Below are 23,261 nucleotides of genomic sequence, written 5' to 3'. Positions count from 1 at the left end.
CACCACTAATCTCTTTCCTGAACGCTCAGCCGGGACTTCTGAATAGCCCTCTGAATCTCTTTTGTCTTTCGTTCTTGCTCTTCTTGGTGTTCTTCTCTCTAGCTTCTCTGGCCTGGTTGCTGGGGGCCGGAGCGGGCTTCCGGCGCCGCATCGACCCCCAGCGGATCATCAGAGGCCGGCTACGCCTCGCGGGAGGAAGCGTTTGCTGTTGACCTTTTCGGAGATGCCGGTGCGGTCCAGGTACGGCGTGATGCCGCCGAGGTGGAAGGGCCAGCCGGCGCCCAGTAGCAGGCAGAGGTCGATGTCCTGGGGCTCGGCGACGACGCCTTCATCGAGCATGATCCGGATTTCCTCGGCGAGGGCGGTCAGGACGCGGGTGCGGAGTTCGTCGGCGGTGGACGGCTTGTCGCCGACCGTGACGAGTGCCTCGACCTCCGGGTCGACGACCGGCTTGCCTTCGGGCCAGACGTAGAACGAGCTCTTGCCGGCGGCAACGACCTTCGCGAGGTTCTCGGAGACGGCGTACCGCTCGGGGTACGCCCGGTTCATCGTCTCGGCGACGTGCAGCGCGACCGGCAGGCCGACGAGCTGCAGGAGGACGAACGGCGGCATCGGCAGGCCGAGCGCGGACAGCGCGCGGTCCGCGTCGAGGATCGGCGTACCTTCGTCGACCGCCGCGCTGACCTCCCCGAGGAAGCGGGTCAGCAGCCGGTTCACGACGAACGCCGGCGCGTCCTTCACCAGCACGCACGACTTCTTCAGCTTTTTGCCGACCGCGAACGCCGTCGCCAGCGACTCGTCGTCGGTGCGGTCCGCGCGGATGATCTCCAGCAGCGGCAGGATCGCGACCGGGTTGAAGAAGTGGAATCCGACGACCCGCTCCGGGTGCTCGAGGTCCGCGGCCATCTCGGTCACCGACAACGACGACGTGTTGGTCGCCAGGATCGCGTCCGGCCGCACGATCTTCTCCAGGTCGGCGAAGATCGCCTTCTTCAGCTGCAGCTCCTCGAACACGGCCTCGATCACGAAGTCCGCGTCCGCGAACGCACCCTTGTCCACCGACCCGGTGACGAGCGCCTTCAGCTGGTTCGCCTTGTCCGGGCGGACCCGGCCCTTCGCGAGCAGCTTGTCGATCTCACCGTGCACGTATCCGACGCCCCGGTCGACACGCTCCTGGTCGAGATCCGTGAGTACGACGGGAACCTCGAGCCGCCGCGCGAACAGCAGCGCGAGCTGACCCGCCATCAGACCGGCACCGACGACGCCGACCTTCGACACCGGTCGCGCGAGCGACTTGTCGGGGGCGCCGGCCGGCCGCTTGGCCCGCTTGTTCACGAGGTCGAACGCGTACAGCCCGCTGCGCAGCTCCTCGCTCATGATCAGGTCGGCGAGCGCCTCGTCCTCGGCCGCGAATCCGCGGTCCCGGTCGTTGTCGCGCGCCGCCGCGATCAGCTCCAGCGCCCGGTACGGCGCCGGCGCCGCACCGCTGACCTTGACGTCGGCAAAAGCCTTGCCTCGGGCAACGGCCGCGTCCCACGCGTCCCCGCGGTCGACCGAGGGCCGCTGGACCTTGACGGCGCCGGTGAGGACGCGAGAAGCCCACAGCAGCGACTGCTCCAGGAAGTCGGCCGACTCCAGCAGTACGTCGCCGATGCCGAGCTTCACGGCCTCCGGCCCGCTGAGCATCTTGTTCTGGTTCAGCGCGTTCTCGACGACGACCTTGACCGCGTTGTCCGCGCCGATCAGATTCGGCAGCAGGAAGTTGCCGCCCCAGCCCGGGACCAGCCCGAGGAAGACCTCCGGCGTCGACAGCATGCCCGCCGCGACCGAGACCGTCCGGTACGTCGCGTGCAGTGCGACCTCGAGCCCGCCGCCGAGCGCGACGCCGTTCACGAACGCGAACGACGGCTTGCCGCCGTCCTGGAGCTTCCGCATCACGCCGTGCCCGATCTTGCCGAGCGCCAGCGCCTGCTCCCGGTCGGTCAGCTTCGGTACGCCGGTCAGGTCCGCGCCGGCGGCGAGGATGAACGGCTTGCCGGTGACACCGATCGCGACGATCTCGTCGCGCGCCAACGCCGCGTCCAGAGCAGTGTTCAGCGAGCCGAGACCCTTGGGCCCGAAGGTGTTCGGCTTGGTGTGGTCGTGCCCGTTGTCGAGCGTGATGAGCGCCATCAGACCTGCGTCACCGGGGAGCTTGACGTCCCGCGAATGCGCCAGCGTGACGACCTCGTCGGTCGACAGCGCCGACGCCGAGTCGATCAGTTCCTGCAAACTCACTTGTGCCCCTCCCAGTTGGGGTTCTCCCAGATGACGGTCCCGCCCATGCCGAGGCCGACGCACATCGTGGTGAGGCCGTAGCGGACCTCGGGGCGCTGCTCGAACTGCTTGGCCAGCTGGTTCATCAGCCGTACGCCGGACGACGCCAGCGGGTGCCCGAACGCGATCGCGCCGCCGTACGGGTTGACCCGGGAGTCGTCGTCGGCGATGCCGTAGTGCTCGAGGAACGCCAGCACCTGGACGGCGAACGCCTCGTTCACCTCGAAGGCCTGGATGTCGTCGATGGTCAGCCCGGCGAGCCGCAGCGCCTTCTCGGTGGCCGGGATCGGGCCTTCGCCCATCACCTCCGGCTCGACGCCTGCGAACGCGTACGAGACCAGCTTCATCTTCGGCGTCAGCCCGAGTTCGGCGGCCGCCTCGGCGGACGTCAGGACGCAGGCGGTGGCGCCGTCGTTGATGCCGGCGGAGTTGCCCGCGGTCACCCGGCCGTGCGGGCGGAACGGCGTCTTCAGCCCGGCAAGGTCCTCGGAGGTGGTTCCCGGACGCATCGGCTCGTCGGTGGTGGCGTAGCCCCAGCCCTGCTCCGCGGAGCGGGTCGCGATCGGTACCAGGTCCGGCTGGATCAGGTCGTTCGCGTAGGCCTTGGCCGCCTTCTCCTGGGAGGCGACGGCGTACGCGTCGGCGCGCTCCTTGGTGATGGTCGGGTACCGGTCGTGCAGGTTCTCGGCGGTCGAGCCCATCACCAGCGCGGAGGTGTCGACCAGCTTCTCGCTGATGATCCGCGGGTTCGGGTCGACGCCCTCGCCCATCGGGTGCCGGCCCATGTGCTCGACACCGCCGGCCACGACCACGTCGTACGCGCCGAACGCGATCCCGGCGGCGGTGGTGGTGACGGCGGTCATCGCGCCGGCGCACATCCGGTCGATGGCGTAGCCCGGGGTGGTGTTCGGCAGGCCGGCCAGCAGGGCCGCGGTCCGGCCGATGGTCAGGCCCTGGTCGCCGATCTGGGTGGTGGCTGCGATCGCGACCTCGTCCACCCGCTCGGGCGGGAGCCCCGGGTTCCGCCGCAGCAGCTCCCGGATGCACTTGATCACCAGGTCGTCGGCGCGCGTCTCGGCGTACTGGCCCTTGGCCTTGCCGAACGGGGTGCGAACGCCGTCGACGTACACGACATCGCGGATCTCACGGGGCACGAGGGCCCTCCTCTGAAGGTCGGGAAATCTACCCCGATGCTACCCATGAGTAACAGAACAGCCAAAGTACCCACGCCTGTGCGTCGGCTCACAAACCCGTTACCCGTGGCAATGCGCCGCGTTTGGGCGCATGCTGGTGGTCAAGGTCCGCGTTACTGGAGTTGTTCCATGAACAATCTTGATCTGGCCGTACCGGTCCTGAGCCGGGGGAAACACCGCAGTCCGCGCAAGGGCGCCTGCTTCATGGAGTTCGCGTCGTACCTGGCCGGCGAGCCGTGGTCCGACCATCCGGCCTGTACGCATCCGTTGCTGGCCGGTGTCGCCCGTGACGTGAACGACTGCACCAGCGACTCGGGACGTTCCCGGCTGGCGCCGCTGATCCCGTCCGTGATCGGGCTGACCCCTGAGGATCCGCACGTCGTACCGCTCGTCACCGCCCGCTGCATCCGGCATGCGCTGCCGGTCGTCTCGCAGGAGCGCCAGTACATCCTGGCCGTCGCGCTGCTGGTGGGGGAGCGGCAGTTGGCCGCGCTCGACGGCCGTCCGCCGGACGACATCCTGCCGGAGTCGGCCGCCGTCCTGCAGGCGGTCCCGCAGGCGACCAAGTGGGCCAAGTCGTTCACGGCCCGCGCGCGCCGCGTGACCCCCGACTTCGCCCGCCGGACGGCGCCACGCGCGGTCTCCTGCGCCGTCGAGGGCATCTCGCAGGCCTGCATCCCGAACCCCGACGACCGCCTCTACCAGTTGCTGCTGGACGCGATCGCCGAGACGAAGGCCTGGATGCCCGCACCCAAGCCGGTCCCGGTTGAACCGGAGGTCGTACGCTTCACGGTGTGACCTTGGAGATTCCGTACCACGAGTGGGGATCCGCCAGCAGCAGTGCGCCCGGAATCCTGCTGTTACAGGAGATCTTCGGGGTCTCCGACTACATCAAGCAGCGTGCGGCGGACCTGCACGCCCTCGGGTACTACGTGATCGCGCCGGAGATCTACTGGCGCCTCGACGACACCGAGCTGGACGAGTCCGCGCCGGACCTGCTGCCACGGGCGATGGGCATCGTCCAGCGGCTCGACTGGGACCACGCAGTCGCGGATGCGGTCTCGGTCCTCGAGCAACTGAAGGCGCGCGGCAACGGGATCGGGGTCGTGGGTTTCTGCTTCGGCGGCGGTCTGGGGTACAACGTGTCGGCCGTGTCCTCGCCGGACGTGCTGATCAGCTACTACGGCTCGGCCCTCCCGCGACTGCTCGACCTGCACCCGGAAGCACCGGCGCTGCATCACTTCGGCAACACGGACACGTTCCTCGACGTGGACGCGATCGTGCCGGCGCTGGACGGTGCCGAGGTGCACCGGTACGACGGTGCCGGGCATGCGTTCGACAACCCGCTGCCGATGTTCCACAACGCCGACGCCTCCGCGCTCGCGTGGCGGCGTACCGAAGACTTTCTCGCCCGGCATCTACCGACAACTCAAGGATGAGCATGAGCCTGTACGACATTCCGCTGACCACCCTGTCCGGTGCGCCGACCTCGCTCGGGGAGTACAAGGGCAAGGCCGTGCTGGTCGTCAACGTCGCGTCGAAGTGCGGCCTGACCCCGCAGTACGAGGGGCTGGAGAACCTGCAGAAGACGTACGAGTCCCGCGGGTTCACTGTGCTCGGCGCTCCGTGCAACCAGTTCGGCGGCCAGGAGCCCGGGTCGGCCGAGGAGATCGAGACGTTCTGCTCGACGACGTACGGCGTGACATTCCCGATGCTGGACAAGCTCGAGGTGAACGGCGAGGGCCGGCACCCGCTGTACGCCGAGCTGACGCAGACCGCGGACGCCGCCGGCGAGGCCGGTGACATCCAGTGGAACTTCGAGAAGTTCCTGATCGGCACCGACGGCACCGTGGCCGCCCGCTTCCGCCCGCGCACCGAGCCGGAGTCCGACGAGGTCGTCACCGCCATCGAGGCCCAACTGCCGGCCTGACCCACCCGTTTCACGACTCCCGTCCCCACCCGAGCGAAGCGAGGGTGGGGATGTTCTTGTGATGCATTGCAAGAGATGTTTCGAAAGAGTACTTTCGACGCATGCCGAATCCGCATCGCCGCCTGAGCGACCCCCGTGAACTCAACGCGCTGGCCCATCCAGTGCGGATGGCGATCGTCGAGATCCTGTCGATCAGCGGACCGCTGACGGCGACCGAGCTGGCCGAGCGGCTGGACGAGACGCCGGCGAACTGCTCGTGGCATCTGCGGAAGCTGGCGCAGCACGGGTTCGTGGTGGAGGCCGAGGGCGGCAAGGGCCGGCAGCGGCCGTGGCAGGTGCCCGGGCTGGGGTTTCGCTGGGACGACGAGCACGGATCGGCGTCACTCGAGGAGCGGCGGGCTGCGCAGGCGCTGTCCGAGGTGATGATGGGCCGTGCGGTGGACCGGTTGCGGGAGTCCCAGCAGCGCATGCCGGACGAGCCGGAGGAATGGCGTGCGGCGCAGGCCAACACCGAGATGGTGTCCTGGCTGACGGCAGCCGAGCTCAAGGAGATGAATGAGGCGATCAGCGCCGTGCTCGACCGTCATGCGGAGCGGCTGACCGATCCGGCGCAGCGGCCGGCCGGCTCGCGACTGTGCGAGTTCGTGACGTGGGGCGTACCGACGTACTTCCCGGGGGTCGATCCGGCATGAGGAAGCTGTTCGCGCAGCCCGGGTTCGGGCGGCTGTTCGGCGGTCTGAGTACGTCGATGCTCGGCGACTCGGTGATGTTGCTCGTGCTGAGCATGTGGGTGAAGACACTGACCGGTTCGAACGCGCTCGCCGGGCTGACGTTCTTCTTCATGGTGCTGCCGGCGCTCGGCGCCCCGCTGCTCGGTGTCTGGGTGGACCGCCTGCCGCGCAAGCCGATCCTGGTGTGGGGCAACTTCGCGAGCGCGGCCGCCGTACTCCCGCTCGTCCTGGTGCGGGACGCGGGCGACGTCTGGCTGATCTGGGTGGTCGCGTTCCTGTACGGCGTCTCGTTCGTCGTCCTGCCCGCGGCCGTCAACGGGCTGCTCAAGGAACTGCTGCCGGACGAGCAACTCGTCGACGCGAACTCCAGCCTGGCCACGATCAAGGAGGGCTACCGGCTGTTCGGCCCGCTGGTCGGCGCGGCGATCTTCGCGACCGCGGGCGGCTGGCTGGTTGCGGTCGTCGACGCGACCACGTTCGTGATCGCCGGGCTGCTGATCGCGACGATCAAGGTCACCGAGCAGCCGAGCCGGGTGCGGAGCACGTTCCGGGAGGACCTGCTCGGCGGCGTCCGGTTCCTGGTCGGCGACCGGGTACTGCGGAACGTCCTGCTCGGGATGGCGATCTCGATCCTGGTGATCGGGTTCTTCGAGTCGTCGATCTACGCGCTGCTGGACGCGTTCGGCAAACCCGCGACGTACTCCGGTGTGTTCGTGACCTGCCAGGGCGTCGGCGCGGTGATCGGCGGCCTGACCGCGAGTCGCGCCGTCCGGCGGCTGGGCGAGATCGCGACCTGTGTCCTCGGGCTGGTCGTGCTGGCCACGGCCACGATCGTGTGTGCCGTCGCGCCGACGATCTTCGTGGTGCTGGCCGGGGCCGCGATCTGTGGGCTCGGGCTGCCGTGGACGTTCGTGGCCCTCACCACGCTGATGCAGCGCCGCTCGCCGAACCACCTGATCGGGCGCGTGTCGACGGCGGTCGACGTACTCGTGTCCACGCCGCAGGCGGTCTCGCTGGCGCTGGGCAGTCTGCTGGTGAGCCTGCTCAGTTACCGGCAGATCTTCGCGATCATCGCGGCGGTCATCCTGCTCGGCGCGCTGCAGACGCTGGTCACGCTGCGCCGCGAGATCCGCGCGGACCTGGCGAGTAGCGGCCACGACCTGTCCGCTTCGCTTCCTAGGGTGGTGATCGACCCAACCGAAGGAGCAGGAGATGACAGTGCACCCGATCCCCGACGGGTATCACACGGTGACGCCGTGGATCATCGGGCGTGACACCGCGGGGCTGATGGAGTTCCTCGCGGCCGCGTTCGACGCCGAGGACCTCGGCGGCCGGGTGGTCGACGAGCACGGCCAGATCGGGCACGCCGAGATGCGGATCGGGGACTCGGTGGTGATGATGTTCGACAAGCCGGACTGGACGGAGACGCCGACACCGGCGTTCCTGCGGCTGTACGTCCCCGACGTGCACGCGACCCTGAAGCAGGCCGTCGCCGCGGGCGGGACGGTGGTCACCGAGCCCACGCACCTGTTCTGGGGCGACATCGTCGCCCGCGTCCACGACCCGTACGGCAACCTGTACTGGCTGCAGACCCGGATCGAGGACGTGTCGCCGGAGGAGATGACCCGACGGCTGAGCGACGAGAAGTTCGTCAAGGCGATGGAGTACGTCCAGAGCGCGGTCTTCAAGCCCTAGTCGAGCGAGGCGGCCTCGGAGGTCATCGCGTCGGTGAGGACGTCGGCGGTGAGCGCGATCTGCCACGGGCGGGCGTGGTGGTCGCGGAGGAACGCCGTGACCACGTCCACGGTCACCTCGCGCGGCGGTGCCCAGGCGAGCCGGCGGATGGTGTCGGGGGCGAGCAGGTTCTCGGTCGGGAGGCGGTGTGCCTCGGCGATCTCGGCGACCGCCGTACGGGCCGTGGAGAGCCGGGCGGCCGCGTCCGGGTCGCGGTCGGCCCAGGCGCGGGCCGGCGGGGGACCGTCGTACCGCGGGCCCTGTTTGGGCAGCTGGGACTCCGGCAGTTTGCGGGCGTGGTCGACCGCCTCCCACCAGGTCCGCATGTGCCGGTGCGCGCCGCGGCCCTTGAACGCGGTCAGCTTCTGCAGCGTCTCCCGGTCGGTCGGCATCGCGGACGCCGCCTCGACGATCGCCGCGTCCGGCAGGATCCGGCCGGGGGAGATGTCCGCGGACTCCGCGATCTGGTCGCGGGCCTCCCAGAGCGCCCGCACGACCGCCAGGCTGCGGCGGTTCCGGACCCGGTGCATCCCGGACGTACGGCGCCACGGGTCCGGCTTCGGCTCCCGCGGCGGGGCGTCCAGGATCGCGGTGAACTCCTGCTCGGCCCACTCCCACTTGCCCGCGCGGCGGAGCTCCTGCTCGATCGCGTTCCGCAGTTCGATCAGCATCTCGACGTCGAGCGCGGCGTACACCAGCCAGGGCGCCGGCAGCGGCCGGGTGGACCAGTCGGCCGCCGAGTGCTCCTTGCGCATCCGGTAGCCGAGCACCTCGCTGACCAGCGACGCGAGCCCGACCTTCGGGTAGCCGAGCAGCCGGCCGGCGAGTTCGGTGTCGAAGACCTTGCGCGGCACCATCCCGACCTCGGCCAGGCAGGCCAGGTCCTGGTTGGCGGCGTGGATGATCCACTCGGTGTCGACGATCGCGTCACCGAGCGCGGACAGGTCACCGAACGGGATCGGGTCGACCAACGCGGAGCCGGAGCCTTCCCGGCGCAGCTGGACCAGGTACGCGCGGTGCGAGTACCGGTAGCCGGACGCGCGCTCGGCGTCGACGGCCACCGGACCGGAACCGGACCGGAACGCCTCGACGGCGTCGGTCAGCGCCGGGCCGGAGTCGATCACCTCGGACAGCCCGTCCCTGAGCTCGAGCAGGGGCAGGCTGGCGGTCTGGTCGTCCTGAGCGGACGGCTGCGTCTCGGCTGGGCTCATCGGCCCCGCTGTCCGCGCCGGGTCGGCATCGCGACCACCCCCGGCGGAACGGGCGGCAGACCGGCCGCCGTACAGAGCACCTCGCCCCACGCCTCGGCATGCCCGGTCACGTCGACCAGGCCGCCGGGTCCGGGCACAGGACTCCAGGACGCACGGATCTCGATCTCCGCCGTCGCGTCGTCGTCGGCCATCCCGCCGAAGCTTTCCGATACCACCCTGGTCACGGTACCGCTCGGTGCCAGGAAGTCGGCACCGCGGTCCGCGAGGGCCTCCATCAGCCAGGTCCAGCCCACGCCGCCGAGCAGCGCGTCGGTCACCATCTCCGGTTCGACGGCGGCACGCACGTACGCGACACAGCGGAAGGTCGACTGCCAGGCGTCGTTCCCCGCGGGATCGTAGAGGACGACCAGACGGCCGGTGGCGACATCGTCACCGTCGACCGTCACGTCGGCGCTGACCGCCGCCGCATGCGGTGCGATCCGCTGCGGTGCGGGCATCTCCTCGACGAAAACCTCGGGCCGGAACCGGGCACCTCGTAACTGCGAGACTGCCTCGGCGAACTCCGCGGGTGGCGCGTCGACCTGCTTGCGGGCACCCATATCGGCAGCCTACGACTGATTACTCACCGGCGCGTGCGACGACGCGCCGGTAGCTGTGCGCTACCGGGCCGCGGAGCGTCGGTGACCGCGTGGGATCATCGGTCTGTGGCCTCGACGTTACCCTCCTCGCCGGACAGTTCCGCCTACCTGCTCGCTGCCCGGGGTGAGCGGCCCCCGCACACTCCGGTGTGGTTCATGCGGCAGGCCGGACGGGCGCTGCCCGAGTACCGCGCGGCCCGCGAGGGCACCACGATGCTCGAGGCCCTGACCCTGCCCGACCTCGTCGTCGAGATAACGCTGCAGCCCGTCCGCCGTTACGGCGTCGACGCGGCGATCTTCTACTCCGACATCGTGGCCCCGCTGAAGTCGGCCGGTTTCGACGTCGACATCGTTCCCGGCACCGGCCCGGTGGTGGCGGAGCCGGTCCGGGACGCCGAGGGCGTCGGCCGGGTCCGGCCGGTCACCCCGGCGGATGTGCCGTACACCACAGAGGCCGTGCAGCAGCTGGTGTCGGAGCTCGGCGGTACGCCGCTGATCGGGTTCGCGGGCGCCCCGTTCACGGTCGCGTCGTACCTGGTCGAGGGCGGGCCGAGCAAGGACTTCGCGAGGACCAAGGCGATGATGCACGGCGACCCGAAGCTGTGGCACGCGCTCGCGGACCGGCTGGCCGACGTCGCGATCGCGTACCTGGCGGTCCAGGTGGAGGCCGGCGCGTCGGCGGTCCAGGTGTTCGACTCGTGGGCGGGCGGGCTGTCGCCGCGGGACTACGAGCGGTTCGTGCTGCCGCACTCGGCGAAGGTGTTCGACGCGCTCGAGCAGTACGACGTACCCCGGGTGCACTTCGGCGTGAACACCGGCGAGCTGCTCGGGCTGATGAGCTCGGTCGGCGCGGACGTGGTCGGCGTCGACTGGCGGGTGCCGCTGGACGAGGCGGTGCGCCGGATCGGTACCCCGAAGCCGGTGCAGGGCAACCTCGACCCGGCGCTGCTGTTCGCGGGCTGGGAGGCGATCGAGCCGGAGATCGACCGGATCCTTGCCGAGGGCAAGGCCGCACCCGGCCACATCTTCAACCTCGGCCACGGCGTCCCGCCGAACGCGGACCCGGACGTGCTGGCGCGGATCACGAAATATGTGCAGTCGGCTGATGTATCTGCCTGACCACAAGCTCTCGCTGGAGCTGTTGCGCGCGGACCACGAGGCCGCCGTCCTCGCCTTCGAGCTGGAGAACCGGGCGTACTTCGCGTCCTGGATCTGGGACCGCGGCGACGAGTACTTCGCGGACTTCCCGGCCCGGCATGCGGCGCTGCTCGCCGAGCAGGAGGCGGGAATCTCCCGCTTCCACGTACTGGTCGACGAAGACGGCGCGGTGGCCGGCCGGGTGAACCTGATCGACCTCGAGAACGGGTCGGCCGAGCTGGGCTACCGGATCGCGGAGAAGCGGGCGGGCCAGGGGCTGGCGACGGCCGCCGTACGGGCGATGCTCGAGCTGGCTCGCGGCTACGGGCTGACCTCGCTGCGCGCGGGTGCCTCCGATCGGAATCCGGCGTCGCAGGCGGTGCTCACCCGGGTCGGGTTCCGTCAGGCCGGCGTCTCGAGCACGGATCTGGGGCCTGGTAAGAAGTACGTCTTGGAGGCGTTGTGAGCCGGGTTGTGGTGGTCGGTGGCGGGATCAGCGGACTGGCGGCGGCGCACGCGCTCGCGACCGGGCCGAATCCGCCGCAGGTCACGATCCTCGAAGGGTCGCCGCGGCTCGGCGGCAAGCTGGCCGGTGCCGATGTCGAGGGCGTACCGGTCGACCTCGGTGCCGAGTCGTTGCTGGCCCGGCGGCCGGAGGGCGTCGACCTGTTCCGGGCGGTCGGGCTCGACCTGGTGCATCCGGCCAGCACCACGGCCGGGCTGTGGATCGGCGACCGGATCCGGGCGATCCCGCCGACCGTGATGGGTGTCCCGGTGGATCCCTCCGCGACCACCGACGTACTGGGGGAGGCCGCTGCTGAGCAGGCCGCGCGCGAGGCGGAGCTGGCCGCTCCGGTGCTGACCGAGGACGTGGCGATCGGGCGGTTCGTGGCCGAGCGGATGGGGTCCGCCGTCACCGACAAGCTGGTCGACCCGCTGCTCGGCGGGGTGTACGCCGGGAAGGCCGAGGAGATCTCGCTCGCCGCCGCGGTCCCGGACCTGTACGCGAAACTGCGGACCGCGCCGAGCCTGCTCGCCGCGACCGCGGAACTGCGTGAGCTCGGGCAGAAGCGCGCCGGGCAGCCCGTGTTCGCCGGTGTTGCCGGCGGCATCAACCGGGTCGTCGCCGCGCTCGAGAAGGACCTGACCGCGCGCGGCGTACAGATCCGGACCAAGCTCGCGGTACGCCGGATCACCCGCACCGCCGAGGGGTTCGAGCTGGAGGCCGGGCCGGTGCCGGCCCCGACGTACCTGACCGCGGACGCGATCGTCGTCGCCGTCCCCGCGGCCCCCGCGGCCCGGATGCTCGCCGGACTGGTGCCCGCGGCATCGACCGAGCTGGCCGCGATCGAGTACGCGAGTATGGCGATCGTCACGCTCGCGGTCCGCAAGGCCGACTGGCCCGCCGGGGCGACCGGCTCGGGCTTCCTGGTGCCGTCGGTCGAGGGCCGCACGATCAAGGCCGCGACGTACTCGCACGCCAAGTGGGCCTGGTCCGCCGACGCCGGGGGAGACCTCGCCGTACTGCGGACCTCGGTCGGCCGGCTCGGCGAGGAGCACGTGCTGCAGCGCTCCGACGAGGAGCTGGTCCGGCTCGCCGCCGCCGACCTCCGGCAGGCCGTCGGGCTGGACGGTGTCGTCGGGTCGCTGGTGACGCGATGGGGCGGCGGGCTTCCGCAGTACGCCGTCGGGCACCTGGACCGGGTCGACCGGATCCAGCAGGCGGTCGAAGGCGTCCCCGGCCTGGCGGTCTGCGGGGCGGCGTACCGGGGAGTCGGGATCCCCGCGTGTGTGGCATCGGGTGGCAAGGCGGCCACCCGGGTGCGGGAGCACCTGAACGCATTGGAGACAATGAAGTCGTGACTGGTAAGCCGAAGGCCCGTGAGCTCAACAACGTCATCCGCTACACGCTGTGGTCGGTGTTCAAGGTCGAGACCCCGCTCGGCGACGTGGACCGTGACGAGCTGACCGCGGAGCTGAACGACCTGGTCGGCAAGCTCGCGGCCGACGACGTGGTGATCCGCGGGATCTACGACGTCGAGGGCTTCCGGGCGGACGCCGACTTCATGATCTGGTGGCATGCGCCGAGTTCGGACGCGTTGCAGGAGGCGTACCACGCGCTGCGCCGGTCGCGGCTCGGGCGGCACCTGGTCCCGGTCTGGTCGCAGTTCGCGCTGCACCGGCCGGCCGAGTTCAACAAGAGCCACATCCCGGCGTTCCTGGCCGACGAGGAGCCGCGGGCGTACGTCTGCGTGTATCCGTTCGTCCGGTCCTACGAGTGGTACCTGCTGCCCGACGAGGAGCGCCGGGCGATGCTCGCCGAGCACGGCAAGATGGCCCGCGGCTTCCCCGACGTCCGGGCGAACACGGTGGCGGCGTTCGCGCTCGGCGACTACGAGTGGATGCTGGCGTTCGAGGCCGACGAGCTGCACCGGATCGTCGACCTGATGCGCGAGCTGCGCGCCGCGACGGCCCGGCGGCACACCCGCGAGGAGGTGCCGTTCTACACCGGCAAGCGGACCGATGTCGCCGACCTGATCGCGAACCTTGTCTAAGGCGTTCCCGGTCCTCTACGTGACCGACGTACGCCGCGCGATCGAGTTCTACACGCTGCTCGGCTACGAACCGACGTACCAGTTCCCGCTCGAGGGCGACCCGCACTACGTCGGCCTCGAGCGCGGCGAGTCCTCACTCGGCCTGTCCGACGCGAGCTGGCCGGAGGCCCAGCTCGGCATCACCGTCGGTACGGCGCCACGCTTCGAGCTGTTCGTGTACGTCGACGACGTCGAGGCCGAGGTGGAACGCTTTCGCGCGGCCGGCCACCCGATCCTGCAGGAGCCGGCCACGATGCCCTGGGGCGAACGCCAGGCCTACCTCGCCGACCCCGACGGCAACCCGGTAGCCCTCGCCACCCCGGTCTAGGTGCCGGGTTTCTGGAGGAGGTAGTCCTCGGCGCGCATTGACGTCGGGGGTCGGACGTCGGACGGGATCAGCTCGCGCAGGTCGCGCTCGGTGAGCTTGTCCGGGTCGCTGGCCGACAGCCGGGTGGCCTGGTTGGAGACGGCCTCCTCCAGCACGTTCCGGATGAAACGACCGTTGCCGAAGCTGTGCCCGCGCGGCGCCGGCGGGATCACGCTGCGGACCTTGTCGAGCACTTCCTCGCCGTAGATCATGCCCTTCTGGCGGGCCTGCAGCTCGAAGATCTGGACCAGCTGGTCGGTGTCGTACTCGCTGAACGACAGCAGCTTCGGGAACCGGGACTGCAGACCGGTATTCGACTCCATGAAGCGCTGCATCTCGCGGTGATACCCGGCGACGATCACGATGCAGTCGTTGCGGTGGTCTTCCATCATCTTCAGGATCGTGGCGACCGCTTCCAGACCGTAGTCGCCGGGCGTGTTCTCCGGCGTCAGGCTGTACGCCTCGTCGATGAACAGCACGCCGCCGAGCGCCTCGCGGAACTTGCCCGCGGTCATCGGTGCCGTCGAACCGACCGCGGCGCCGACCAGGTCGGAGCGGTCGACCTCGACCACATGGCCCTTCTCGAGGACGCCGAGCTGGTGGTAGATCCGGCTGAGCAGCCGGGCGATCGTCGTCTTCGCCGTACCGGGCTTGCCGACGAACACCATGTGCCGCGCCCGCTCGTGGCTGGGCAGGCCGAGCTCGGTGCGGCGCAGGTTGGTCTTCACCTCGGCGACCATCCGGCGGACGGCGTCCTTCACCGAGTCCAGGCCGATCAGCGAGTCCAGCTCGGCGAGCGGGTTGTCGCTCAGGTCGACCGGCTTCGGCGGCAGCTCCCCGTCCTCGAAGCTGCTGTCGCCGGACTGCTCCTTGCCCTCGCTGTCCTTGACGCCGCTCCAGGCAGCCGCCAGCGAGTTGTCCTGCTCGGCCGCCGCGGCGGTCTCGAGGGCGCTCCAGCGCTCCCGGTCGAGCATCCGGAACAGCGTGGTCAGGTCGGGGATCTCCGGCTCCGGCCACGGTTGCTTGGCCAGTACGCCGGACAGGTGGATGCCGACCCGCGCGGCCGCGGCGCCCCAGGACCGGGCCAGCGGGGACTGCCCGTTGCGGATCGCGCGCGACATCCACTGGTTCACGTGCCCGTGCCAGGTCTGCAGGTTGAACCGCGGGCGAAGGTCCTCGAGCGCCTTGTGGACGTCGATGGTCGCGTCGCCGAGGATGTTCGCCACGGACTGCGGGATGCCGCGCAGCCCGGCGGCCAGGAGCAGCTCGGCCAGCACCTGGGCGAAGTCGCCGGCGTACTCGTCCGGGATCGCCATCAGCATCCGGGCGTGGGTGTCGCGGATCGAGTTCAGCGAGTACTTGAGCGCGGCGGTCGGGCCGGCCAGCTCGGGCAGCAGGGTCCGCTCGCCGGGCCGCAGCGCGTCGGTCCGCCAGTACTTCGCGATCTCGTCGTACTCGCCGGTGACGTGCAGGTGGGTGACGTCGCGGTCGGCCAGCACTCGGTCGAACGCGGCGCTCAGGGCCTCCGCCCGGGCCGCCATCGGCGGGGCGTCGACGAACAGCCGGACGACGTCGCGGGACACCAGCAGCGCGTGCTTGCGGCCGAGCTCGCGGAACCCGCGGGCCCCGGCGATCGCCTGCAGGTGCCAGTCGGTCGGCGCGGTGTAGATCACGTGGCCGTTGCCGCCCAGGCGGGACGCGGGCCGGTAGAAGTCGTGCGTGAGCTCGGTGGACAGGTCGGCGTACTCACCGTGCAGGACCGGGATCCATCCGGTCAGCAGCGGCGCCACCTGGTGGGTGAACCAGACCGCGGCCGGCGTCCCCTTCACGAAGTCCGGGAACGCCTCCGGCCGCAGCGGCCGCAACGCCTCCGGATCCTCCGCCCAGAGCTTCAGCTGGGCCCGGACGCGTTCCGTCCACGCCGACGGAACCTCCCACGGCTCTTCCGCCGAGAGCACATCAAGAACCCGCGGTCTACGGACCTCGTCAGCCACCAATTTCCTTCCCCAGGAACACCAGTTGGGGTCAATCTACAGCGGGTCGAGGGTGAGGCTGATGCTGTTGATGCAGTAGCGAAGATCGGTGGGGGTGCCGTAGCCCTCGCCCTCGAAGACGTGGCCGAGGTGCGAGCCGCAGTTCGCGCAGCGGACCTCGACGCGCTTCATGCCGAGGGTGGAGTCCTCGATGTACTGGACCCGGTCCTCGGCCAGCGGCGCGAAGAACGACGGCCAGCCGCAGTGCGAGTCGAACTTGGTCTCGCTGCGGAACAACTCGGCGTCGCAGGCCCGGCACTTGTACACCCCGACCGTCTTGGTGTCGGTGTACTCGCCGACGAACGGCCGCTCGGTGCCGGCCTGGCGCAGGACATGGAACTCGGCGGGGGAGAGCTGAGCCTTCCACTCCGCGTCGGACTTCTGGACGGCGTACTGCTTGGTGTCATCTGTCACCACACCAGTATCGGCCGCCCGGACACGAAAACCCCGTCCGGGCGACCGACGTAACACCGCGGTTAGCGCACCCAGGAGGGCAGCGGCGTCAGCTTGACCACCTGCGGGTCGTGGTCGGAGATCTGGTCCGGGAACTCCGCGTTCATGTGCACGACGTCGTACTGCGAGGTCGGCCGCAGGTTCTGCGACACCAGGATCTGGTCCAGGATCTGGCTGTTGCCCTCGAACACGTAGCTGTACCGCTCCTTCAGCGGCAGCGTCCGCGGCAGGTCGACCAGCGCGGTCTTGCCGGAGCCGACCAGGATGTCCGCGGTCTGCGACCAGTCGAAGTCGTTCAGGTCACCGAGGACGACGATGTTCGCGCCCTTGTCCTTGGCCAGGATCTGGTCCACGAACCCGCGGACCGCGGCGGCCTGCTGGTGCCGCTTCGGCGCGCTGGACTGTACCGGCGGCTGGAACCGGCCCCACAGCGGGTCGTCGCCGCCCTTGGAGCTGAAGTGGTTCACGACCACGAACACGGTCTGCCCGTGCCACGTGAACTCGCCGGCCAGCGGCACCCGGGTCGCGGCCCAGGCCGGGTTGGCCGGGTCGACCCGCCCCGGCGAGGAGCTGAGGTGCGGGCGCCCCGCGTGGTCGGTGGTGATCGTGGTCGCGGTCGTCGAGCCGCCGCCGGGCGTGTCGACGAACTTCAGCGGCTTGTCGGTCCGGTACATGAACGCCACCCGGATGTTGCCGCCCGGCTCGCCTCCCTCGGCGTTGTTCACCGGGTCGATCTGCTTCCAGGCGTACTTCGGACCGCCCGCCTTCACGATCGCCGCGGCGAGCATGTTGAGCGTCTTGTCGGCCGCCGTCGTACCGGAGTTGACCGCGCCGTCGTTGTCCTGGACCTCCTCGAGCCCCAGGATGTCCGGCGAGGCGAGGTTGTGGACGACGGCCTGCGCGAGCCCGTCGAACTTGGCGTCACCGTCGGACGGGTCCAGGTTCTCCACGTTGAACGTCGCCACCGACAGCTGCGTCGGGCCCGACGCCTTGGTGACCTCGCGCTTGACGCCGCCGTCGATCACGGCCGGCGTGGTGGTCGGCAGCAGCTTGAAGTTGCCGAACGAGTAGTCGACGACACCCGCGACGGTACCGGCCAGCTTGTCGCCGGTCTTCGCGTCCGGGATCGGCGTCAGTACGTCGTCCAGCAGGATCCGCTCCGGGTTCGAGTCGGTCTTCTGCAGCAGGATCCCGCCGCGGACCGTCCGGACACCCGAACCGGCCGGCACCACCGACAGCTCACGGTACGAGCTGGTCGGACCGGTGACCTCCGGCTGCGTGATGCCGATCCACATGCCCTCGAGCGACTCCCAGAAGTCGAGCCCGTCGTTGGCCGGGTCGAACGCCGTACTGGTCTTCTCGACGTCACCGGTGGAGTCGTCGTCGATCACGGTCGACGGCGGCACCCGCCCGCCCGGGCCGACGATCGTCGGAGCCGGTACGGCGGCGGTCCCGGTGACCGTGACGTCGGCGTTGGTGAGCTCGGTGGTGGTGAGGTTCGTCGTACCGCCGGAGCCGCCCGGGCGGAACTCGGCGACCGTGGCCTCGACGTTCAGCGCGTCACCGACCGCAACCGTCGGCGCCGAGCTGGTGAAGACGAAGATGCCCTCGCTGGTGGCCGGGTTGTCGTCCGGCTGGGTGTCCTGGAACCAGAACCCGTTGCTGCTCTTCGCGGTCACCACGCCGGTGACGTTGCTGACCCGCTTGCCTTCCAGCGGCGAGCGGTGCGCGGCGCCCTGGATGTCGTGGATCTTCGCGTCCACTGGCGGCTCGGCCGGGCCGCCGGTCAGCGTGCCCGGCGACGGGTCGCCGGCGGCGAAGTCGGCGCTGTTGTTGTCGGTGTCCTGCTTGGGGTCCTTCCGCGCGGCCGAGGTCGTGTTCGACAGGCCCGGCGCGGGCGTCGTCTCGGAGTCGTTCGCGGTCCCGAAGCCGACGTAGTCACGGACCGCGGGGTCGGAGTGGCAGGCGGACCCGCAGGCGAGCGCGGTCTGGTTGGTGACCAGCGCGACCTTGCCGGCCGTCGCGGACATCGGGATCGTCCCGGTCACGTTCGGCGTCGGCAGCGGCTGACCGTTGGCGCCGCCACCTTCCTGGACCAGGTACACGGCGCCCGGCGCGATGCTGCCGGTCAGCTTCGTGACCTGCCAGGAGGCTCCGGCCGCGGACGCGTACTGGATCGACCAGCCGCTCACGTCGACCGGGGCGGAGCTGTTGTTGGTCAGCTCGACGAAATCGTTGGTGTACGGCGCACCGCTGTTGCCGCCACCGCCGTACACCTCGGTGATGACCACATCGGTCGAGGCGGCGTCGGCGGGCCGGGCGATCAAGGTCGCAGCACCGGCCAGGACGAGACTAGAGGTGACCACGAGAGCGCCGAGGCGGCGCCGTGATCCGTTCAGGGCAGACATGGCCCGGATTCTCACACCGGTACCTGGTCCTTCCAAGGTCCAACACGTGAACACCCGGTGCGGCGGGGAAAAGCACGGGTGATCATTCGCCGGTCCTGCCCGCCCCAGTGGGACAGGACCGGCGAATGTCGATCAGTTCACGCTGACAGCGGTCCAGGCGGCGGCCACGGCGGCCTTCTCCGCGCTGTTCGCGCCGTACAGGTCGGTGGCCGCGTTCAGCGTCGCGGTCCGGGCCTGCGCGTACGTCGTACCGCTGGTCATGTACGTGGTCAGCGCACGGAACCAGATCTTGCCGAGCTTGTCGTGCCCGATGCCGGTCAGCGTCGAGCCGTCGCAGGTCGGCGAGTTGTGCGGCAGGCCGCCGATCGTCTTCGCGCCCGAGCCCTCGGCGAGCAGGTACGCGAAGTGGTTGGCGATTGCCGACGAGTAGTGCACGTCCAGGTTGCCGACACTCGACGAGTAGCAGTCCGGCGACGTGCCGTCCTTGCTCGGTTTGTCCATGAACCGCAATGCGGGGCGGTCCTTCATGATCTTCTCGCCGATGTAGTAGTCACCCGGGTCGGACGGGTTGTTCGCGTAGAACTCGACCATCGTGCCGAGGATGTCGCTGGTGGCCTCGTTCAGGCCGCCGGACTCACCGGAGTACGTGAGGTTCGCGGTGTGCTCGGTGACGCCGTGGGACATCTCGTGACCGGCGACGTCGAGCGAGACGAGCGGACCGGCAGCGACGTTGTCGCCGTCGCCGTACGTCATCTGCTTGCCGTCCCAGAACGCGTTCACGTAGTTGGAGCCGTAGTGCACGCGGCTCGGGACGCCCTTGCCATCGCCGAAGATCCCGTTCCGGCCCTGGACGTTCTTGTAGTAGTCGTACGTCATCGCGGCGCCGTAGTGCGCGTCGACGGCGGCCGAGGTCCGGTCCGAGTTCGTGCCGTTGCCCCAGTGGTTGTCGGCGTCGGTGAACTTCGTCGGCGTCGGGCAGCCCAGCTGGAAGAGCTGGCAGAGGATCGAGTCCGTCTGGTTCTTCGCGTCGCCGGTCCAGCCGCCGCCGCGGGTGGCGTCGGTCAGCGTGAAGCCGCCGGTCACCGCGGTGGTCTCGACCGGGACGGTCCCGGAGTACAGGCTCTTGCCGTCGCCGGTCGCGGTCTCGATGTGCTGCTCGCTGACCAGCTTCGCGCCGGTCAAGGCGTCGATCGTGGTGGTGATGCGGCTCGGCGTACCGTCCTTCTGGGTGCCGGCCGTCGTGACCAGGTAGGCCAGCCGCGGCGCACCCTTGCGGGCCTCGATCACGAGGCTGGGTTTGCCTTCGGCCTTCAGGCCCTTGGTGAGGGCCTTCGCGGTCGCCGTGGCGGCGCCGAGCTTCGGCGTACGGTCGATGTTCGCGCTCTTGGTGAGGGTCAGGCTGGCGCCCTTGAAGGCGCCGTCCTTGGTCTCGTGGACGATGACGTCGCCGCCGAGGACCGGCAGGCCGCCGATCGTGCGGTCCATCCGCACGTGGCTGCTGCCGTCCTTGTCGACGATGACGTCCTTGACCACGAACGCGTCGGCCGTGGTGGCCCGCAGCGCGGTCAGGTTGCCGCTGATCGCCTCCTTGGCCTTCGCGACGGCCGCGGCGGGGGTCGGGACAGGGCTTGCCGTCGGTGCACCGGTGGCAGTAGATGCGCTGGTCAGTCCGAGGGCGGTGGTGGTCGCCACTGCAGTCGCAGCGGCGAACAGGGCGGATCTGTTCATCCTCGCGCTCCTTGTCAGGTGTCCCGGAGGCCTCACGCCCCAGGAACGAGGTGCTGGAACGTTACCGCCCAGTCACCTACGGTGGCCAGGGGTCGAGAAAAGTTGCCTTTCCCGTGCGCTCCACGGAATCTGTCCGGATTTGTCAGGCCAGGGCGATAGCGTCTGGTCATGGCGAAGAGCACGGCGGTGATGCTCACCGTGGGGGAGCGCGAGGTGCGGGTCTCCAGTCCGGAGCGGGTGGTCTACGAGGCGACCGACTGGGCCCCGGAGGTCACCAAGCTGCAGGTCTGCGAGTACTTCGTGGCCGTCGCGCCGGCGTTCATGCATGCCTCGGGGGACCGGCCGGTCGCGCTGGAGCGCTGGCCCGGCGGGTGGCGCGAGGGGATGACGCTGTCGGTGGACTCGATCGGCCGGCAGACCGGCGACGGGTTCTACTCCAAGCGGCTGCCGAAGGGCGCGCCGGACTGGCTGGAGACCTGCCGGGTGCTGACGCCGAACGGCCGCCCGATCGACGAGCTCTGCCTGTCCGAGCCGGCCGCCGCGGTCTGGGCCGCCCAGATGGGCACGCTGACGTTCCACCCGTGGGCGGTCCGCAAGACGGACCTCGACCAGCCCGACGAGTTGCGGATCGACCTCGACCCGCAACCGGGGGCGACGTTCGCCGACGCCCGGCGGGTGGCCGCTGTAGCGCGGGAGCTGCTGGAGGAGCTGGGGCTCCGCGGGTACCCGAAGACCAGCGGCAACCGGGGGATCCACATCTACGTGCGGATCCGGCCCGAGTGGTCGTTCGACGAGGTCCGGCACGCCGCGATCGGGCTCGGCCGTGAGCTCGAACGCCGCGACGACGGCGTCACCACCGCGTGGTGGAAGGAGGAGCGCGGCGAGGCCTCGATCTTCCTGGACTTCAACCAGAACCTGCGCGACCGGACCGTCGCCGGCGCCTGGTCGCTGCGGCCCCGGCCGGGCGCCCCGGTCAGTACGCCGATGTCGTGGGAGCGGCTCGCCGAGGTCGACGACCCGCGGGCGTTCAACCTGCACACGGTCCCGGAGTACCTCGCCGACGGCGACCCGTGGGCGGACATGGACGACACGGCGTACGCGCTGGATCCGCTGCTGCGGCTCTGGGAGGAGCTGCCCGGCGGCGAGCTGAACTTCCCGCCCGACTACCCGAAGATGCCGGGTGAGCCGCCGCGCGTGCAGCCGAGCAAGAAGGTCGCCGAGCACTGGGACGAGCAAGGCAACCGGATCCCCGACTGACACTTCGGCGGGCTGCCTCGTCGGGTGGGTGTCAACATGTTCACTCGTCTGGAGACACCTGTTATGAACGCTCGTCTGGACCTGTTCACCAACCCGGTGCTGGGCAAGTTCATCAAGCACATCAACACCGGCGCCCGCGGTGTGATGGACGTCGGTGTGCCGCTCAGCACGCTGGAGCTGATCGAACTGCGGGTCAGCCAGATCAACGGCTGCGCGGTCTGCGTCGACATGCACTCGAAGGACGCCGCGCAGCACGGCGAGACCGCGGTCCGGATCAACCTGGTCGCGGTCTGGCGCGAGGCGACCGTGTTCACCGAGGAGGAGCGCGCCGCGCTGGCCCTCGCCGAGGCCGGCACCCGGATCGCGGACGCCGCCGGGGGAGTCCCCGACGACGTGTGGCAGAACGCGGCGAAGTACTACGACGAGGACCAACTCGCCGCCCTGGTCGCCGCCATCGCCGGCATCAACACCTGGAACCGCCTAAACATCATCACCCAGCAACCCGCCGGCGACTACGTCCCCGGCCAGTGGGGCTGACCCCACCCCACCCACCCCACGCCGCCCCTCGCCACGCCGTTTGAGTGCTGAACCACTGAAACGGTCCCTTCGCCGCTTGGAGGCGGTGGGTGAAGGGGGCGTTTGGGTGGTGAACCACTGGGACGGTGCGTTCGCCGCTTGGAGGCGGTGGGTGAAGGAGTCGTTTGAGGGGTGAACCACTCAAACAGCCGGGGGTCGTGGGGATCAGATGGTGCGGAGGGCTCCGCCGTCGATCGGGATGATGGCGCCGGTCAGGTAGGAGGCGGCGGGGGAGAGGACGAAGGCGGCGACCCGGCCGAACTCGTCGGGGGTGCCGTACCGGCGCAGCGGGATGGTCTTCTCGGAGGCGCGGCGGACGGCGTCCGGGTCGCCGGACTTGCCGTCCAGCTCCTGCAGCCGGGCGGTGGCGATCCGGCCGGGCATCAGGCCGTTCACCCGGACGCCGTTCGGCCCGAGCTCGTCGGCGAGCGTCTTCGCGACCATCGCCAGCCCGGGGCGGAGACCGTTCGAGATCGCCAGCCCGTTGATCGGGGACTTCACCGACGACGACAGCACGAACGCGATCGAGGTGTCCTCCGCCCCGGCCCGCGCGACCGCCCGGGCGATCCGCAGGCCGCCGAGGAACACGCTGTCGAACGCGGCCCGCCAGTCCTCCTCGTCGGTGTCCAGCGCGGTCCCGGCGCGCGGTCCGCCGACGCTGATCAGCGCGCCGTGCAGCTCGCCCCACTTGGCGATCGCGGTCGCGGCCAGCCGCTCCGCGCTCTCCGGGTCGGCGTTGTCGACCGGGATCCCGACCACGTTCCCGCCGAGCTTCGACAGTTCGGTGGCGGCCCGCGCGATCGACTCCTCGTTCCGGCTGGAGATCACCAGCCGGGCGCCTTCGGCGGCAAGGGCCTTCGCGGTGGCGAAGCCGAGCCCGGCGCTGGCGCCGGTGACGATGTAGGTGCGATCGCGCAGTCCGAGGTCCACGGCACCATCCTGCCGCACCGCATCC

The 23,261-nt window shown here is 70.1% G+C and carries 22 protein-coding genes; 13 read left to right on the top strand and 9 right to left on the bottom strand.

The features are described 5' to 3' along the window. Window positions 1–168 precede the first annotated feature (168 nt). On the bottom strand, window positions 169–2,277 hold the full coding sequence (locus ACXJJ3_RS04515) for a 3-hydroxyacyl-CoA dehydrogenase NAD-binding domain-containing protein (RefSeq protein WP_458168659.1): 2,109 nt from the start codon (window positions 2,275–2,277) through the stop codon (window positions 169–171). After that, the gene (locus ACXJJ3_RS04510) at window positions 2,274–3,470 is read right to left on the bottom strand and encodes a thiolase family protein (protein WP_458168658.1); all 1,197 of its coding nucleotides are present in this window, start codon (window positions 3,468–3,470) and stop codon (window positions 2,274–2,276) included. The genes ACXJJ3_RS04515 and ACXJJ3_RS04510 overlap by 4 nt, the downstream gene beginning before the upstream one ends. A gap of 168 nt (window positions 3,471–3,638) precedes the next feature. Here ACXJJ3_RS04510 and ACXJJ3_RS04505 point away from each other — a divergent pair, with 168 nt between their 5' ends. The 6 genes from ACXJJ3_RS04505 to ACXJJ3_RS04480 all read left to right on the top strand — a co-directional run bounded on the left by ACXJJ3_RS04505 (window position 3,639) and on the right by ACXJJ3_RS04480 (window position 7,865). Further along, complete coding sequence (locus tag ACXJJ3_RS04505; RefSeq protein WP_458168657.1) at window positions 3,639–4,307, top strand: hypothetical protein; 669 nt, start codon at window positions 3,639–3,641, stop codon at window positions 4,305–4,307. After that, on the top strand, window positions 4,304–4,948 hold the full coding sequence (locus ACXJJ3_RS04500; RefSeq protein WP_458168656.1) for a dienelactone hydrolase family protein: 645 nt from the start codon (window positions 4,304–4,306) through the stop codon (window positions 4,946–4,948). Before ACXJJ3_RS04505 ends, ACXJJ3_RS04500 begins: the two co-directional genes overlap by 4 nt. A gap of 2 nt (window positions 4,949–4,950) precedes the next feature. Further along, window positions 4,951–5,439, top strand: coding sequence for a glutathione peroxidase (locus tag ACXJJ3_RS04495; RefSeq protein ID WP_458168655.1), 489 nt, complete (start codon window positions 4,951–4,953; stop codon window positions 5,437–5,439). A gap of 101 nt (window positions 5,440–5,540) precedes the next feature. Then, window positions 5,541–6,131, top strand: a complete 591-nt coding sequence (locus ACXJJ3_RS04490; RefSeq protein WP_458168654.1) for a winged helix-turn-helix domain-containing protein — start codon at window positions 5,541–5,543, stop codon at window positions 6,129–6,131. Continuing rightward, window positions 6,128–7,444, top strand: a complete 1,317-nt coding sequence (locus ACXJJ3_RS04485; RefSeq protein WP_458168653.1) for an MFS transporter — start codon at window positions 6,128–6,130, stop codon at window positions 7,442–7,444. The genes ACXJJ3_RS04490 and ACXJJ3_RS04485 overlap by 4 nt, the downstream gene beginning before the upstream one ends. Next, the gene (locus ACXJJ3_RS04480; RefSeq protein WP_458168652.1) at window positions 7,383–7,865 is read left to right on the top strand and encodes a VOC family protein; all 483 of its coding nucleotides are present in this window, start codon (window positions 7,383–7,385) and stop codon (window positions 7,863–7,865) included. Before ACXJJ3_RS04485 ends, ACXJJ3_RS04480 begins: the two co-directional genes overlap by 62 nt. On the opposite strand, the gene ACXJJ3_RS04475 is transcribed toward ACXJJ3_RS04480, so the two are convergent. Both ACXJJ3_RS04475 and ACXJJ3_RS04470 read right to left on the bottom strand, forming a co-directional pair. Continuing rightward, entirely contained in the window at window positions 7,862–9,115 is a 1,254-nt protein-coding gene (locus tag ACXJJ3_RS04475; protein WP_458168651.1) for a ribonuclease D, read from the bottom strand. The genes ACXJJ3_RS04480 and ACXJJ3_RS04475 overlap by 4 nt on opposite strands. After that, the gene (locus tag ACXJJ3_RS04470) at window positions 9,112–9,714 is read right to left on the bottom strand and encodes a DUF3000 domain-containing protein (RefSeq protein ID WP_458168650.1); all 603 of its coding nucleotides are present in this window, start codon (window positions 9,712–9,714) and stop codon (window positions 9,112–9,114) included. The genes ACXJJ3_RS04475 and ACXJJ3_RS04470 overlap by 4 nt, the downstream gene beginning before the upstream one ends. Before the next feature lie 105 nt (window positions 9,715–9,819). Here ACXJJ3_RS04470 and hemE point away from each other — a divergent pair, with 105 nt between their 5' ends. Genes hemE through ACXJJ3_RS04445 form a run of 5 tightly spaced genes read left to right on the top strand, consistent with a single transcriptional unit; the run spans window position 9,820 to window position 13,812 of the window. Then, on the top strand, window positions 9,820–10,872 hold the full coding sequence (gene hemE / locus ACXJJ3_RS04465) for a uroporphyrinogen decarboxylase (RefSeq protein ID WP_458168649.1): 1,053 nt from the start codon (window positions 9,820–9,822) through the stop codon (window positions 10,870–10,872). Next, on the top strand, window positions 10,859–11,356 hold the full coding sequence (locus ACXJJ3_RS04460) for a GNAT family N-acetyltransferase (protein ID WP_458168648.1): 498 nt from the start codon (window positions 10,859–10,861) through the stop codon (window positions 11,354–11,356). The genes hemE and ACXJJ3_RS04460 overlap by 14 nt, the downstream gene beginning before the upstream one ends. Next, the gene (gene hemG, locus ACXJJ3_RS04455) at window positions 11,353–12,753 is read left to right on the top strand and encodes a protoporphyrinogen oxidase (protein ID WP_458168647.1); all 1,401 of its coding nucleotides are present in this window, start codon (window positions 11,353–11,355) and stop codon (window positions 12,751–12,753) included. Before ACXJJ3_RS04460 ends, hemG begins: the two co-directional genes overlap by 4 nt. Then, complete coding sequence (gene hemQ, locus ACXJJ3_RS04450) at window positions 12,750–13,445, top strand: hydrogen peroxide-dependent heme synthase (protein WP_458168646.1); 696 nt, start codon at window positions 12,750–12,752, stop codon at window positions 13,443–13,445. The genes hemG and hemQ overlap by 4 nt, the downstream gene beginning before the upstream one ends. Next, the gene (locus ACXJJ3_RS04445) at window positions 13,438–13,812 is read left to right on the top strand and encodes a VOC family protein (RefSeq protein ID WP_458168645.1); all 375 of its coding nucleotides are present in this window, start codon (window positions 13,438–13,440) and stop codon (window positions 13,810–13,812) included. Before hemQ ends, ACXJJ3_RS04445 begins: the two co-directional genes overlap by 8 nt. Here the strand turns inward: ACXJJ3_RS04445 and ACXJJ3_RS04440 are convergent. From ACXJJ3_RS04440 to ACXJJ3_RS04425, 4 genes are all read right to left on the bottom strand, one after another. After that, entirely contained in the window at window positions 13,809–15,845 is a 2,037-nt protein-coding gene (locus tag ACXJJ3_RS04440; RefSeq protein WP_458168644.1) for an AAA family ATPase, read from the bottom strand. The two genes, ACXJJ3_RS04445 and ACXJJ3_RS04440, sit on opposite strands and share 4 nt — an antisense overlap. 36 nt (window positions 15,846–15,881) lie before the next feature. After that, window positions 15,882–16,298: a peptide-methionine (R)-S-oxide reductase MsrB gene (gene msrB / locus ACXJJ3_RS04435; protein WP_458168643.1), complete on the bottom strand. Its 417-nt coding sequence runs from the start codon at window positions 16,296–16,298 to the stop codon at window positions 15,882–15,884. A gap of 62 nt (window positions 16,299–16,360) precedes the next feature. Beyond that, a complete protein-coding gene (locus ACXJJ3_RS04430) occupies window positions 16,361–18,745 on the bottom strand; it encodes a lamin tail domain-containing protein (RefSeq protein WP_458168642.1) in 2,385 nt (794 codons plus the stop codon). Window positions 18,746–18,877: 132 nt separating this feature from the next. Continuing rightward, the gene (locus ACXJJ3_RS04425) at window positions 18,878–20,473 is read right to left on the bottom strand and encodes a M4 family metallopeptidase (RefSeq protein ID WP_458168641.1); all 1,596 of its coding nucleotides are present in this window, start codon (window positions 20,471–20,473) and stop codon (window positions 18,878–18,880) included. 168 nt (window positions 20,474–20,641) lie between these two features. On the opposite strand from ACXJJ3_RS04425, the gene ACXJJ3_RS04420 reads away from it, so the two are divergent. Together ACXJJ3_RS04420 and ACXJJ3_RS04415 are read left to right on the top strand one after the other, a co-directional pair. Beyond that, complete coding sequence (locus ACXJJ3_RS04420; RefSeq protein WP_458168640.1) at window positions 20,642–21,730, top strand: DNA polymerase domain-containing protein; 1,089 nt, start codon at window positions 20,642–20,644, stop codon at window positions 21,728–21,730. A 63-nt stretch (window positions 21,731–21,793) separates the two neighbouring features. Beyond that, entirely contained in the window at window positions 21,794–22,267 is a 474-nt protein-coding gene (locus tag ACXJJ3_RS04415) for a carboxymuconolactone decarboxylase family protein (protein ID WP_458168639.1), read from the top strand. A 204-nt stretch (window positions 22,268–22,471) separates the two neighbouring features. On the opposite strand, the gene ACXJJ3_RS04410 is transcribed toward ACXJJ3_RS04415, so the two are convergent. Further along, window positions 22,472–23,236, bottom strand: a complete 765-nt coding sequence (locus tag ACXJJ3_RS04410; RefSeq protein WP_458168638.1) for an SDR family oxidoreductase — start codon at window positions 23,234–23,236, stop codon at window positions 22,472–22,474. Between the last annotated feature and the right edge of the window lie 25 nt (window positions 23,237–23,261).

This window comes from Kribbella sp. WER1 (assembly GCF_054189145.1).
The sequence above is the reverse complement of the archived record's forward strand: the minus strand, read 5'-3'. Positions and strand labels throughout refer to the sequence as shown.

Bases quoted from the DNA above. Each gene is read 5' to 3' on its own strand.
- ACXJJ3_RS04505 (WP_458168657.1), top strand. From the start codon at position 3,639: ATGAACAATCTTGATCTGGCCGTACCGGTCCTGAGCCGGGGGAAACAC.
- ACXJJ3_RS04495 (WP_458168655.1), top strand. From the start codon at position 4,951: ATGAGCCTGTACGACATTCCGCTGACCACCCTGTCCGGTGCGCCGACC.
- ACXJJ3_RS04490 (WP_458168654.1), top strand. From the start codon at position 5,541: ATGCCGAATCCGCATCGCCGCCTGAGCGACCCCCGTGAACTCAACGCG.
- ACXJJ3_RS04485 (WP_458168653.1), top strand. From the start codon at position 6,128: ATGAGGAAGCTGTTCGCGCAGCCCGGGTTCGGGCGGCTGTTCGGCGGT.
- ACXJJ3_RS04480 (WP_458168652.1), top strand. From the start codon at position 7,383: ATGACAGTGCACCCGATCCCCGACGGGTATCACACGGTGACGCCGTGG.
- ACXJJ3_RS04475 (WP_458168651.1), bottom strand. From the start codon at position 9,115: ATGAGCCCAGCCGAGACGCAGCCGTCCGCTCAGGACGACCAGACCGCC.
- ACXJJ3_RS04470 (WP_458168650.1), bottom strand. From the start codon at position 9,714: ATGGGTGCCCGCAAGCAGGTCGACGCGCCACCCGCGGAGTTCGCCGAG.
- ACXJJ3_RS04460 (WP_458168648.1), top strand. From the start codon at position 10,859: ATGTATCTGCCTGACCACAAGCTCTCGCTGGAGCTGTTGCGCGCGGAC.
- ACXJJ3_RS04430 (WP_458168642.1), bottom strand. From the start codon at position 18,745: ATGTCTGCCCTGAACGGATCACGGCGCCGCCTCGGCGCTCTCGTGGTC.
- ACXJJ3_RS04425 (WP_458168641.1), bottom strand. From the start codon at position 20,473: ATGAACAGATCCGCCCTGTTCGCCGCTGCGACTGCAGTGGCGACCACC.
- ACXJJ3_RS04420 (WP_458168640.1), top strand. From the start codon at position 20,642: ATGGCGAAGAGCACGGCGGTGATGCTCACCGTGGGGGAGCGCGAGGTG.
- ACXJJ3_RS04415 (WP_458168639.1), top strand. From the start codon at position 21,794: ATGAACGCTCGTCTGGACCTGTTCACCAACCCGGTGCTGGGCAAGTTC.